Annotated in this window: 13 protein-coding genes; 1 reads left to right on the top strand and 12 read right to left on the bottom strand. The window is 57.4% G+C overall.

The features are described 5' to 3' along the window. Nucleotides 1–123: 123 nt before the first annotated feature. The 8 genes from RSE16_07960 to RSE16_07925 form a co-directional block, all read right to left on the bottom strand. Nucleotides 124–2,700: a TonB-dependent receptor gene (locus RSE16_07960; protein ID WRH74672.1), complete on the bottom strand. Its 2,577-nt coding sequence runs from the start codon at nucleotides 2,698–2,700 to the stop codon at nucleotides 124–126. A 175-nt stretch (nucleotides 2,701–2,875) separates the two neighbouring features. Further along, nucleotides 2,876–3,955 (bottom strand): Rieske 2Fe-2S domain-containing protein, encoded by a 1,080-nt coding sequence (locus RSE16_07955; GenBank protein WRH74671.1) that lies wholly within the window; start codon nucleotides 3,953–3,955, stop codon nucleotides 2,876–2,878. Nucleotides 3,956–4,078: 123 nt separating this feature from the next. After that, a complete protein-coding gene (locus RSE16_07950) occupies nucleotides 4,079–4,570 on the bottom strand; it encodes an Lrp/AsnC family transcriptional regulator (protein WRH74670.1) in 492 nt (163 codons plus the stop codon). Next, nucleotides 4,567–5,049, bottom strand: a complete 483-nt coding sequence (locus RSE16_07945; protein WRH74669.1) for an Lrp/AsnC family transcriptional regulator — start codon at nucleotides 5,047–5,049, stop codon at nucleotides 4,567–4,569. The genes RSE16_07950 and RSE16_07945 overlap by 4 nt, the downstream gene beginning before the upstream one ends. Before the next feature lie 7 nt (nucleotides 5,050–5,056). After that, on the bottom strand, nucleotides 5,057–5,797 hold the full coding sequence (locus tag RSE16_07940; GenBank protein WRH77320.1) for an SDR family NAD(P)-dependent oxidoreductase: 741 nt from the start codon (nucleotides 5,795–5,797) through the stop codon (nucleotides 5,057–5,059). Further along, on the bottom strand, nucleotides 5,797–6,267 hold the full coding sequence (locus RSE16_07935) for a nuclear transport factor 2 family protein (protein ID WRH74668.1): 471 nt from the start codon (nucleotides 6,265–6,267) through the stop codon (nucleotides 5,797–5,799). The genes RSE16_07940 and RSE16_07935 overlap by 1 nt, the downstream gene beginning before the upstream one ends. Next, on the bottom strand, nucleotides 6,264–7,196 hold the full coding sequence (locus RSE16_07930; protein ID WRH74667.1) for an alpha/beta hydrolase: 933 nt from the start codon (nucleotides 7,194–7,196) through the stop codon (nucleotides 6,264–6,266). Before RSE16_07930 ends, RSE16_07935 begins: the two co-directional genes overlap by 4 nt. Before the next feature lie 9 nt (nucleotides 7,197–7,205). Beyond that, a complete protein-coding gene (locus RSE16_07925; protein WRH74666.1) occupies nucleotides 7,206–7,973 on the bottom strand; it encodes an SDR family oxidoreductase in 768 nt (255 codons plus the stop codon). A 105-nt stretch (nucleotides 7,974–8,078) separates the two neighbouring features. Between RSE16_07925 and RSE16_07920 the strand changes: the two genes are divergently transcribed. Next, nucleotides 8,079–8,861: a glucose 1-dehydrogenase gene (locus RSE16_07920; GenBank protein ID WRH74665.1), complete on the top strand. Its 783-nt coding sequence runs from the start codon at nucleotides 8,079–8,081 to the stop codon at nucleotides 8,859–8,861. A gap of 8 nt (nucleotides 8,862–8,869) precedes the next feature. Here RSE16_07920 and RSE16_07915 read toward each other — a convergent pair whose 3' ends face one another. From RSE16_07915 to RSE16_07900, 4 genes are all read right to left on the bottom strand, one after another. Continuing rightward, nucleotides 8,870–10,132 (bottom strand): MFS transporter, encoded by a 1,263-nt coding sequence (locus RSE16_07915; protein ID WRH74664.1) that lies wholly within the window; start codon nucleotides 10,130–10,132, stop codon nucleotides 8,870–8,872. Further along, on the bottom strand, nucleotides 10,125–10,883 hold the full coding sequence (locus tag RSE16_07910) for an SDR family oxidoreductase (protein WRH74663.1): 759 nt from the start codon (nucleotides 10,881–10,883) through the stop codon (nucleotides 10,125–10,127). Before RSE16_07910 ends, RSE16_07915 begins: the two co-directional genes overlap by 8 nt. A 94-nt stretch (nucleotides 10,884–10,977) precedes the next feature. After that, a complete protein-coding gene (locus RSE16_07905) occupies nucleotides 10,978–11,862 on the bottom strand; it encodes a Coq4 family protein (protein WRH74662.1) in 885 nt (294 codons plus the stop codon). Nucleotides 11,863–11,918: 56 nt separating this feature from the next. After that, the gene (locus RSE16_07900) at nucleotides 11,919–13,667 is read right to left on the bottom strand and encodes a D-aminoacylase (protein WRH74661.1); all 1,749 of its coding nucleotides are present in this window, start codon (nucleotides 13,665–13,667) and stop codon (nucleotides 11,919–11,921) included. Nucleotides 13,668–13,697 lie beyond the last annotated feature (30 nt).

Here is a 13,697-nt window from a genome sequence, read left to right as displayed (position 1 = left end):
GCCTGGGCTTGTGCAAAGGGCGACGCCCCTCGACGTCGCCTGCGCGGCACACAGCCACGCATACCGTAAAAGAAAAGGGCCAGGCTTGCGCCCGGCCCTTCCCTGTTTCCCTGATGCTATTGATCAGAATTCGATATCAAGCGTCATGCCATAGGTACGGGGATCGCCGAAGATCACCCCGGCAAAGCCCAACTGACCGAAATCGACCGATCGCGTGACATATTTCTCATTGGTCAAATTCTTGCCCCAGAAAGTCAGGCCAAAACCGTTACCGGATCCGCCCAATTTGATGCCATCGATACGGATCTGGCCATCGACCAGCCCACGCGCATCACCGTCGGTTGTTTCCGAGAACGGCGCTGTAAGCGTATTGGCGAACATCTGGTATTTGGCAGTGTAGTTATAGCCAAGACGCCCGGTAAGCTTGCTGTCGCCCGATAGCGGAACAACAACATTACCTGCGATCGCAGCGGTATATTTGGGCGCATAGCCTGAACCACGCAGCAAACCGGCAATATTGCGCGGCGTGTTGGTGATGTCTGCACCGGGGAAGTTCTTCACCTTGATATCAATATAACCGAAATTTCCATCAATCGAGAAATTGTCGGTAACCTTGAACTGCCCTTCAAGTTCAAGGCCGGTATAATTTGTCTTACCGGCATTGACCGTGATGGTACCAAAGCTGCCCGTGCCAACGATGGGAACCGGAACCGTAACCAGCTGGTCCTTGTAGACATTGTGGAATATCGCAGCGTTCAAACGGATGCGTCCACCGATTTCGGTTTTGGCACCCAATTCGAACGAGTCCATTGTTTCCTCGTTAAACGGGGTCAGCGGCAGCAACGGGGTTGTTGCCTGACGCAGGTTGAAGCCACCTGAACGATAGCCACGTGCTGCGCGCGCATAAAGATTGATGTCTTCATTCGCGCGATAGTCAATCGTCAGGTGACCGGTCGGTGCGCTGAATTTCTTTTTGCCATAGTTGACCGATTTATCGGTACCGGATGTGTAAGGCGCCGCACCATTTTGTCTTCTGAGAACTTCCTTCTCATCCCACGAATAGCGAAGCCCCAAGGTGACGCCCAAGGCGCCTTCCTCTCCACCGGGACGATAGCTTGCCTGACCATATACCGCCTTCGACGTGCCATCGGCCTTATAGTCCAGAATGGACGCCTGCGGAATGATGCGGAAGCGCGCAGGGTTGTTGGCTTGGATCAACGGCGCAAGTCCACCAAAATTGGTCGAATTGTATACCGCCTGATTGGTATCTAGAACGAAACCAAAGCTTTGGACGTTCCGTTCCTTGCCGCTTTCACGGAAGAAGAACCCGCCCACAACCCATTGAAACGGGCCATCGCCGTTCGATACCAGTTCGATTTCCTGGCTCCACTGATGCTGCTGGCGCGCATTGGTTGCGGTGAACAAAGACTGCGTTATCTGCGGAATCGCCTGGCTGGACAGGAAGGCGGCGGTCCCTGCGGGCAAGCCCAGGCCGGAACCTGTAAGCGGGTTACCCGACAAGATTGCAGCGGGGAAACCGTTCAGCGTGTTCGTCGGACCGATATTGAACAGGGCACCGCGAAGCGAACCAAGGCCATCAAGGTCGCTGCCGCGGATGTTGTTTTTCCAGCTACGGTAAGCGGTGGTGGTGCGAAGCGTAGCGCCATCGGCTTCTGCCTCGATCCGGAACATGTTGCCCCAGATCCGGTCGGTCGACAAACCGTCCGATTCGTTACAGATTTGCGATAGACGCGTGCGCGTTACCGTCTTGCTGCAGCCAGCCTCTAGAATGGAAGACTGAGCCAGATATCCGCCAACATTTGCCGGATTGACCTGAGCGAAGGTATTGCCTTGATACGAGATATTCGGGCGGAAAACGCCCATGCCGACCTCTGCCAACTGCTGGAAATGCGGCTGACCGGTGATCTGGGTCCAGTCGAGAACATTATAAGCGGTGATATTGTCGGCCAGGTCGATTTCAACTGCCCAACGGGCCGAATCCACCTTGCTGCTGCCAGGATCGCGGCTGTCTTTTGGTTCCAGAAGATTGTCGACGATGCCATTACGCTCCCGGCGCAAATAACCGAGCGACATCCGCGCACCGCCAAGGTCGCCCGAATTGAGAACGAAGCGACCAAGCATCTGGCCATAATTGCCAGCGCCCAATTTCAGCTTCAGGCTCGCCTCATTGTCAGGCTTTTTCGTGATGAAGTTGATCGCACCGCCGGTGGTATTGCGTCCGAACAAGGTACCCTGCGGTCCGCGCAAGACTTCCACACGCTCGATATCCGCAACCTCGAAAGACGCGGCCGATGAACGTGCGAGATAAACGCCATCTTGGTACAGGCCGATCGGCGAATCATACCCTTGCGTTTCGTCAGCCGGGCTTGGGATACCGCGGATCGAAACAACGGCGGCAGTCGCGTTGGTGGTGCCACCCACGATTGACACGTTTGGCGCAATGGCGCTGAGGTCCTTGACTTCGGAGAGCCCGCGCAATTCAAGCTGCTCGGAACCGACAGCGGAAATGGCCAGAGGCGCTTGCTGCAGATTTTCCTCGCGCTTGTTCGCGGTAACCACGATTTCTTCAAGACCGCTGCTACCTTCGTCGGCATCCTGAGCATATGCCGGAACAACGAAGCCAGCCATGCTGACGCCAGCAAGCAGAGTTGCCGACACGACACGATTGAATGATTTCATTTAGCCCTCCCCTAATCTTTAGTCCGTACTACCTTCCCCGACAGCACGGCTCTCTCATTTGCCTATCAGTGAATTCCAAAAAGCGTAATGAATGTCAATTCATTTTACGCATTATGGCATTCGTCTGCTTTTCGATATTGAATATGCGAAATATAAACTGAGTTTCGCAACCTATTTACGCAACCGCATCCCATGGCGCGGAGATTGTACCCCGCGTCGTGTAATGGCCGTTTACCCGTGCCTGATATTCACCGGCGCGCGCACGCGGATTGTAAAACTGCTTGTACCAGATGCGCAGCTTGTCGAACGGGCCATCGCCCTTGACCATCATCGGATTGAGGCAAGGCCGCTTGTTTGACCAAATCTCAAAATCCTGTGCAAAGGCTTCAATGCCGGCAACTTCATAGCCCTTGGCGAGCGCGACATCCTCATCGGTTGGAACGGCATTCTTGACCTTGACCATCAGGCCGTACCAGACCTTGATCGAACCATCGTCGACCGGCGTATGCGCGATCAGCATGTGCGAGGGATATTCACCGATCATCACCGACTGAAGAATGCCGGGACCGGTGTACCAAGTGTCATTGGTCATCGGCTCAGCGCCTGAACCCGCAAGCGTCTTATGGCCTGCGGCAAGGATCTGGCGGCAAACGATGCCATCAAATTCATTCTCGAACGACACCATATCGATCGATCCGTGAACCGGTTCGAGATGGCTCTTGTCGGTCATGTTGTCGAGCACTTCCTGCGGGTGCGAATTGAGCACGCCGAGGCATTCGATATTCCAATTGACCCAATTGGGCGCACCATAGGCTTCGAAAGGCGGCACGTCATAATCGGGCTCGGCACCTTCGGCATCATGCCAGGCCCAGATCACCCCGGCCCGCTCGACCACTTTCCAGCTTTTCAGGCAAGCAGCCTTGGGCGGCGGCGAAGGCGAATAGGGAATGTCGTTGCAGCGACCATCGGGGCCGAAACGCCAGCCATGATAGGGGCAGCGGATATTATCGCCCTCAACATGCTCCTTGTCTTTTACGACATAGGATGTGGTGTTCTTCGCCAGATGCGTGCCCATGTGCGGGCAATATGCCTCGACCAGAAAAACCCGGCCGGATTGGCCGCGATACAGCACCATTTCCTCACCGAAATAGCGCACGCCGGTGGGCGTCGTCGTCACTTCCTCAGATGTGGCCACCATGAACCACCCCCGCGGGAAGGTGAATTCGCCCAAACCATAATCAGCGGTTGTTGCCATGCTCCATGCCTCTCCTTGAATCGCGCAAGGATAACTAGCCTAAACTGCGTAGGCTTGGCAATAGATAAGCTAGACTACCGCATTATGCGTAATCACATGCAATGCATTTTACGCATTTTGATTTCAGTCATCGCCCTCGACGACATGGTCGGCTTCGGTGATGCGGACCACCCGTGCATTATATTTGATCGTCTTGACCGCGATCGAGGTTTCGACATGGTGTACGCCGGGCAAGGCCAAAATCTGGTCGGAGGCGACGGCGTGCAGCGCGTCGAGTTCATTGAACAGGCAGATCGCCAGCACGTTGAACCGGCCCATGGTGATCATCACGCCATTGACCGATGAAAGATTGGCGATCTGCTGTGCAATTTCGCGCACCTTTTCAACTTCGGCCAACACACCGATAAATGCCATCTTGGTCGAATTTTCGAGGCCAAAACTGGTGATCGCGGTAAAGGCAATCAGCCTTTCCTGCTGCAGCCGTTTGATACGCCCGCGCACGGTACCTTCGGTCACGCCGAGATCAGCGGCAATCTTGCGGTTAGAAACCCGCGCATCGTTCGACAATATTGCGATCAGTTGCCGATCCAGATCGTCAATGACGGGGGCGCTCATACCGTTTCCCTCGCTTCAATCGGCGCGACATCGAATTTATACTTCACGACATCAACGGCGATTGCGGGGCTCATGGAGCGAATGCCACGCACCTTCGAAAGCTTGTTCAGCATGAGATCCGACAATTCGTCGAAATCATGCAAGGCGACCAGAATGTCGATGTCATAGCGGCCCGTTACCAGATGCGCCGCGAACACTTCCGGAAAGGCGGCCAGTTCGGCTGCCACTTCGGATGCGGGCCGGCCATCGACTTCGATCGCAATCTCCATCAACACATTATAACCATGCGCCGAAAAATCAGATACAGCGACCACGCGCAGCTTGTTTTCATCTTCCATCCGGCGGATGCGCGCCGAAACCGTGGCGGCCGTCAGATCCAGCCGATCTGCGATCTGCTGATTGGTCGCGCGACCATTGAGCCGCAACTGCTCGACGATCGTGCGGTCAATTTCGTCTGCAATGAATTCGTCGCCCATCATGCCCCTTTCAAACCCGGATCACCTGCGCGGCAGAAAAGCCGCCGTCAACCGGAATGTTGGCGCCGGTAACAAAGCTTGCCTCGTCAGAGAGTAAAAAGCGAATAACCCGCGCCACTTCAGACGGTTGGCCGGGTCGGTTCATCAAATGCATGCGGATAAAGGCATCGCGCACCGGCCCTGCATGTTCAAGCATGCCCGTCATAGGTGTTTCAATATAGCCCGGGCTGACGGCATTCACACGTACACCATAGCCAGCATAATCAGACGCAATGCTGCGCGTCAGTTGGAGGATGGCACCCTTGGTCACATTATAGGGCGTGTTTCCCGGAGAGCCGGTCATCCCGTAAATGCTGGCGATAGTGACGATTGCGCCCTTACCAGCCGCTTGCATGTGCGGCAGGACGGACCTGCAACTCAACATCGTGCCCGTCAAATTGACCGCTAATGCGCGCTCCCATTGCGCCAGGTCAAATTGGGTCACAGCCCCTTCAATGGCCAGACCAGCGCATGTGACAAGCCCGTCGATCCGGCCGTGGCGGGCAATCACGTCGGCCACCGCCGCATCGGTCGCACCGGCATCGCTGACATCAAGGATATGGGCGCTATCGCCGGGTTGAAGATCGGTAATGGTCGCGCGATCCGCCGCAGCGACTGTGCCGCCTGCCTCATGCACAGCATCCATCGTCGCCCGGCCGATGCCCGAAGCCGCGCCGGTAATCATCACAACCTTGCCGGCCATCGAATGCATCACCGGAACTCCTTCAGATCAGCATCCATCATCGCAGAAGTGAATTTCTGTACCGGACGCGTTTCCACCCAAACGACTTCAAGCCGTCGTTCTGCGAACTTCCAAACGCCATCCTCTTGCGCATAAAGATTATGATAGCGCATCGCCATGTCGAGCAGTTTCCAATCATCGCCGTTGAGCACATGGCTGGCGATGCAGGTGGTATGGCCGGTTACAGTGCCATCCTCGCTAAGCTCAAACGTCTGGTTGAAAACATTGTGCATCGTTTTCTGGAAAGCCGCCTCACACTGGCCGACCATGCGCGCCAGCCCCTCTGCCCCGCGAAACTCGATGGGGTTTTCGCCATGCCCGCGAAGGACGCCGTTGGTCGTAAAGGCAGAGGCCAGCATTGCTGGATCCAGCGTATCGACCGCCAGTGCATAGCGAAAAGCAAGGTCGTGCAGTTCCTGCGGTGCAGTAAAGGCGGTCATGCAAATGCCTTTTTCAGATTGGCCGCGCCGCGATCAATCCATATCCATGCGTCGGGCACAGCCTCGAACATGCTGAAAAAGCCATGGATCATACCGGGAGCAACCGCTGCATCCACTGAAACTCCGGCCGCCTGCAACCGCTCGGCATAGGCCATGCCTTCATCACGCAGCGGATCATATTCGGCCGTGATCACCGTTGCCGCGGCAAGTCCCGAAAGGTCAGCGGTGTGTAATAGGGCAGCAAGCGGGGCTGCGTCCGTCGCAATATCGCCGAGATAATGCCCCCAGAACCAGCGCATACCCGCCTCACTCAGATAATATTCGCCGCTGCCATTTTCAGCATAAGACGCGGACGAATAATCCTGGTCGGTGACGGGATAGATCAAAAGCTGGTGCCGCAAGGCCGGGCCACCGCGATCGCGCAGCATGATCGCAACCGCCGCTGCCAGATTGCCGCCGGCGCTATCGCCCGCCACGGCAAGTCGAGCGCCATCGACGCCCAAGTCTGCGGCATTCGCGGCCGCCCAAACCAACGCATCATGGCAGTCTTCAGCGGCCGCCGGATAGCGATGTTCGGGTGCAAGCCTGTATGCGATCGAGAGTATCGTACTACCGCTTTTGCTCGCCAGTGCGCGACAGGTACCGTCATGGGTATCCAGCGTACCAACCACCCAGCCACCGCCATGGAAAAAGAGGGTCAGGGGCGGATTATCGCCTGCCCCTTCGGGCACATAAAGCCGCCCATCCAGTGTCCGGCCATCGAGCGGGATCGAAATTTCTTCGACCCGGCCAACCGCCGGCGGGACGGCAAGCGGCATCGGGTTATCAAACAGCGCCCGAACTTCGTCGGGAACTGCCGTTTCAAAATCGATCTGCGGGGCCTGCGCCATGAACTGCAACAGGGCCTCGACATGGGGGTTAAGCGGCATGGTTCCTCCTTAAATTCCGAATCCGCCGGACACGTTGATCTGTTGTCCGGTCACATAGGCGGCGCGCGAAGACGCCAGCCAACTAACTGCATAGCCGATTTCCTCGGGCTGGCCCCAACGCTTCAGCGCGAGCATTTTCTGCGTTTCGGCAATCCATTCAGGCGGGAAAGCGCCCTGCGCCATCAATTCATGGAACATGCCCGCATCGATCACCCCGACCAAAACGGAATTGGCGCGTATGCCGTGCCGCCCTTCTTCGCGGGCGATGCCTTTCAGCCAGCTTTCATTCGACGCCTTGGGCGCAACTGACAGCCCATCCCTGTCAGGCCAGCGCAAATGCCCGGCCGACCCGAGATGAACAATCGATCCGCCGCCATTTTCCCGCATGTGCGGCAGCAGCGCCGTTGTCAGCGCGAAGAAGCCATGCACTTCAACCTCGAAAGCTTTGCGCCACTTGTCCATCGGCGTTTCGCCAAGATAAAGCTGGTCAACCAGCGGACCTGCCGCCCAGACCAACGTATGGATGCGGCCATGCGCCGCCACCGCATCCTCAACGAGAGCAGCAATCGCCGCCTGGTCAGTAACATCGCAGCGATGGACACTGGCCTGCGTCGCAACCTTGCCGGCAATTGCCTGCGCCGCTTCGGACTTGCGGTTATAGACCAGCGCCAGATCGCTGCCGTCGGCAGCCAGAATTTCAGCGACCTTCCCGCCGATGCCGCCGCTAGCCCCGACAACCAGAGCACCCCCCGGCGGAAAAAGTGCGTTATCTTGCATGGCTTTTCTTTCGCATATGGCGATTAATCCTGTTCCCGATCCGATAATTGCGTATTGTGGGCCGCAAATCCAGCGTTAAATCGGCAAGGGAGAGGATAAACAGACATGCAGAGACTGATCGGGAAAGTGGCGTTGGTTACGGGCGGCGCGCGCGGCATTGGTGAAGGAATTGTGCGGCGTTTCGTCGAGGAAGGCGCGCAGGTGATGATCACCGACATACTGGATATGGAGGGTCAGGCGCTCGCCGATGAACTGGAGCAAGCCTATCTGCATCTTGATGTGGCATCGCGCAGTGCTTGGGACGAAGCTATCGCAGCTACAGAATCCAGGTTCGGCCGACTGGACTGTCTGGTCAACAATGCCGGCGTGCTGGTTTTCAATCGGCTCGACGACCTGAGTGAAGCCGATATCCGACGGATCATCGATATCAACCTGCTCGGCACCATCTTCGGCGCACAGGCAGCGATCCCGGCGCTGGAAAGGGCCGGTGGTGGTTCGATCATCAATATGAGCTCCGCCGACGGCATTGTCGGCGCCAATTCGCTAACCGCTTATTGCGCCTCAAAATTCGGGGTGCGCGGCTTTACCAAATCATTGGCGCTCGAACTGGGGCATCGCGGCATAAGGGTCAATTCGATCCATCCGGGCGGTATCGTTACGGCAATTTCCAACCCGACCAACTTGCCGCGCGAAATTGTTGACCAGGGTTATAAAATCTACCCGGCGCAGCGCGCGGGCGATCCGCACGATATCGGTGCAGCCGCAGCCTATCTGGCGTCAGACGATGCCGCCTATTGCATGGGCACCGAACTGCTGGTCGATGGCGGACTGGTGGCCGGCCACTATTATGCGATGATGCCGGGCGCGCCGCCGTCAATGCAGCGCTGATCCCGGCTTCAGCTTTCGATTGCCGCCAGCTTTTCCCGTTCGGATGCCAAACTGCGTCCGGCATAATAGAGGAAGATGGCGGCAACGAACCCTGTCGGGATGGTGAAACTCAAACCCATACGCAATGAATCCGCAGCATCGCCAAATGCCTCGCTGATCGCCCCGGCCAGCCAAGGGCCGACCAAAAGGCCGATCAACGTGGTCACGGCTATGAACGATGCGGTTGCGGTCGCGCGGTAACGATCAGGCAATAAATATTGCAGGCCCGCCATGACGCCGACGGACCATCCGCCACCAAGCAATCCGGAGGGGATGGCAAGCAGCTTGGCATGATCGAAACTGTCGGCCCAAGTGACCATCAGGATAAAGCCTGACGCAGCAAACAGCGAGAGTGCCGCCAATGTGGCTGGACCTTCTGGGCCCTTACGCGCCAACCTGTCCGAGATCGCACCGAAAGCGAGCATCCCGGTGAGGCCGGCAAGGCCGAAATAGGCAGCAAAGGTAGTGCTCGCGACTGTTTCGCTAATGCCGAAATTGCGCACGAACAGCGTCGGCCCCCAAAAACCGAAGGATATCCCGGAGAGGGTTCCAAGACCCATTGCCATCATCAGGGCAAGATAGCTTTTCATCCTGACAAGGCGGCGGATGATCGGCGCAAAGGCCTCCTGAACCTTGGCGGCATTCACGCGCGGCGGTTCGTGAACGATCAACCATGTAATCGCTCCCAGCACGATGCCGGGCACTGCCATGGCAAAAAAGGCCATCCGCCAGCCATAGGCATGCGCAATGGCAGGGCCGCCAGCATATCCGGCGATCTGCCCGAAATAGGTGGCAAGACCAAGGATGGCGAAGGCCAATCCACGCCGTTCCGGTTTGAAATAATCCGACAGCAGCGAGTAAGCGGGCGCAATAAAGGCAGCTTCGCCAACGCCCACACCGACGCGGCACAATGCCAATGAAACGGGGCCTGTCGCAAATCCGGTGAGCCCTGTGAAAAGGCTCCAGATGACGCAGCCGGCACAGATGATGGCTACCCTCGATTTCCGGTCGGCCAAGCGCGCGATCGGAATGCCGGCAAGCACATAGAGCACGACAAAGGCCGGCCCCATCAACAGCCCCATAAAGCCATCGCCAAGCCCGAACTCGGCTTTGATCGGCCCGACCAACCCCGAAATCAGGAACCGGTCGGCATAGTTGAAAATATAAATGAGCAGCAGCAGGAATAGGACCAGCCAGCGGTTCGACAATCGGGGGGCGGTGGCATCAGTCACGCATTTGGGCTCCACCATTGACGTGCCAGACTTGGCCATTGACCCATGCTCCGTCATCCGACGCAAGGAAGGTCACCGCTGCGGCAATATCATCCGGGTCGCCCAATCGGGTGTGCGGGATCGCCTTCAGGCCACGCTCGACATATTCGTCAGTCAGATGCTGCTTCACCGCCTCGGTCAGCACAAGGCCGGGGCAGATCACATTGGCGCGGATGCCCTGCTTTCCATATTTGCTGGCCACATGGCGCGCGAGCGCGTGGATCGCATTTTTGGTCATCGGATAGGCAACCTGCCATGCCGCGCCGCCAGAGGCTGCGCCGCTCGAGGTGTAAATCATCGCGCCGCCGCCACGTTCGATAATCTTCGGCAGTGCTGCCTGAGTGGCAAGAAAGTGGCTCTTGGTGTTGATCGCAAAGCTCTTATCGAGAACCTCTATGGGGCAATTCAGCGCATCAATGTCGCCTTCCGTGCCGCCTGCAAGGTTCGAATGATAGGCATCAAGGCCGCCAAAATGCTCCACCGCCTTGGCCACGATCGCTGCCTGTGATTCAGCGCTGGTACCATCCAGATCGACGCCGACTGCCTTGCCGCCATTGGCGGTGATGCTGTCCGCAACCTCACGGGCCCATTCGCCCATAAGATCACCGATGACAACATGCGCGCCTTCATCGGCGAGACGCCGTGCGGTTGCAGCACCAATACCGCGGCCGCCACCGGCCACAATCACCACTTTTCCCGACAACCCGCGCAAGCCGCTCTCCCAAAGTTTGCGTAATGTAAATTATCAATAATTACGCATATTGCGGTTCCGGCTTAATTTCAACACGCAAATGCGTGAGGGCAGATTATTCAGCGGCAATGGACATCGAGGATGTATCATGCCTTGGATCCTCTGCCCACGGGGTTGTATCGTCCCATAGATCGATCGGATCGAGCAAGGGGGTGATCCCCAATTCGGCGCGGATATCGGCAATTTGCCAGTCGGTATAGTCGCGCCAATTGACCAGCATGATCGGATATTTCCAGTTCAGCGCCTGCTGCGCACCCCGATATTCGGCTTCGAGATGCAACGCCGCCGCCGCTGGATAGTATAACCCATCCTTCATGATCGTCTTGGCCTTAAGGTACGTCGGAATGCGGTTGAAAAAGGCTGCCAGTTCAGCCCGGAAATAGCGCGCCTTCGAATACATATTCGCATTCAGCAACGCGACTTCACCGCCATGATTGGGGCCAAAGCCGGTGACAATATGTTCGATATCGTGGCAGAGTGCGGTCTGGCGCAGGTAGAAGGTGTAATCGTTGACCACCTGAACTTCGCGGAAGAAGAAGTTAAGCTCATAGCCGGTGCGGACCATGAAGTCGTGAATCTCGGCACCCAGCGTCCCCGGTGCGCAATCCTTCAGTTCGTCCTTCGTGAAATCGGCAAGTTCCCGCCGTTCCAGCCATGTCCGAAATTCGGGCAGCCGCAGCTTCTCCTCTTCGAACAGGCCGATGATCGCCGGTACATCTTCCAGCATGTGCAGGATTTGGGCAACTTCGGGAATAAAGGCCGTATTGGGCAGATCATTGCCATTACGGCGCAGCATTTCCTGCGCGATCAAATGCCGCAAATTGGCGTCATTCAGATATTTAGATGAACTGACCAGCACCGAACTTTCAGTTTCGATCTTTTGGATCGCAGCATTGAAATAGGCATTGTCTGCAGCACTTATCTTCGCTTCGGCTGTCATTATCGCTCTCCCCGGAAAAAATGCCCCTCCCGTGATATGCGGAAGGGGCTTTGCACTTACTCGGCAGCGATGGCGACCGGCCCGTCGTCATTCGCGGCTTGGGGGGACAGGAACGTGCCTGGCTTCTCGCCAGTATAGGCGCCGTTCTCGAACGTCGGAACGCCGTTGACCAAGGTCAGGCGTGTCGGTAACGGCGGACGGGTGAAGCGCCAGGTGGTGCCCCCCTTGCCATCGGGCACATCCCAAGCCTTTTCGAACTGCCGGTAACCGACTTCATCCATGTGGAACACGGCAATGTCGGCGCGCTTGCCCGGAGAGATCACGCCCCGATCAGGCAAGAAGAAATGTTCGGCCAACTTGCCGGTCATCACATGGATGGCCTCTTCCAGCGTCAGGGATTTTTCTTCCTGAACATATTTGGTGAGGAGGAGCGCGTTCTCGCCGCCACCGCACAACATCTGAAGGTGCGCGCCAGCGTCGGAGATATTGCCCACCGTCTTGGGGTCCTTCATCAACGCCACCGTCAGCGCTTCATCCTTGGGAAAGGGCGCCATGTGCACGGTGGAGAGCAGGCCGTTTTCGAGGATCCAGTCGGCCATTGCGTCGGAGCGGTGGATGCCGCGGCTGTCGGCGAATTCCTTGAGTGTGCCGCCAATTGGCCCCACACCGTTTTCGCTGTCGAGCATCAGCAGTTCCTGCGGATTCTTCAGCGGGGAGTGATCCCAGGCCTGCGTGTCCCAGCTTTCGCGTGCCCGTGCCCGCCAGTCCGGATCGCGCAGCAAGCGCTCCTTTTCCGCATGGGTTTCGGCGAGCACGACCTCATGCCAGACATAGTCGTTCGACTGGGCGAAGATCAGCGACTTGGTAATCGAGAGCACGGACGTGGGCGAAACGTGCGCGAAGCCCGGCCAGACATCGATGCCGGCTGCCCGCATCTCGTCGATCGTCTTCTGCATTTCGGGCAGGATTCCGGCTTGGAACCACAGCGTCGGGATGCCGCCAGCAATCTGGACGCGGATCTTGCGGCCCGCGAGCAGGCCTTCCAGCCGCTTGAGATTTGCCGGACCGTTCATCCGCATGAAGGTATCGACGATGATTTGGTAGCAAGTGTTGGGATAACGATTCATCACATCGAACAGCGCGGAGAACTCGGCATCGTCGGCAAGCATCGACGGAACAGGACGGTTCTCACCGTCATGGTCGTGCATATTGTCAGACAGGCCGAGCGCACCTGCGGAGAGGGCATCGTCCAGCAATTCGCACATCTTCTGGATTTCTTCGGGCGTCGCGGCGCGATCCCAAGCGTCCATCCCCATCGCGGCGAGGCGCAGCGGGATGTGCCCGACATAGCTGGCATAGTTCAAAGGAACCTTCACGTTCGCTTCGAAGGACTTGCGATACTCGGACCATGTCGTCCAGTCCCACGGCACATTCTGCTGGAACGGACCAATGGGGATGTCCTCAAAGAAGGAAAAGATGCCCATCACCTCATCGCGCGCCTGCTTGGAAGGGTGCAGCGGCGCCATGGAGAAGCCGCAATTGCCGAGGATCATCGTTGTCGCGCCATAGCCGGGCAGCGGATCAAGATCCGGCTGCCACCACATCGATGCGTCATAATGGGTGTGGCTTTCAATGAAGCCGGGGGAGACGATGCAGCCATCGGCGTCGAACACGCGCTCACCACCCGAGGCCAGGTTCTGCCCGACTTCGGCGATCACGCCATTTTTAATGCGCACATCTGCTGCAAATGCGGCGGCACCGGTTCCATCCACGACAGTGCCATTCTTGATCAGAATGTCGGTCATCTTCTCCTCCTTCTATTTTTTTCGGACTTG

Source organism: Sphingobium sp., from assembly GCA_035196065.1.
GTDB classification, from domain to species: domain Bacteria; phylum Pseudomonadota; class Alphaproteobacteria; order Sphingomonadales; family Sphingomonadaceae; genus Sphingorhabdus_B; species Sphingorhabdus_B rara.
Note: the sequence above shows the minus strand (reverse complement) of the source record. Positions and strands in the feature narration are given on the sequence as shown.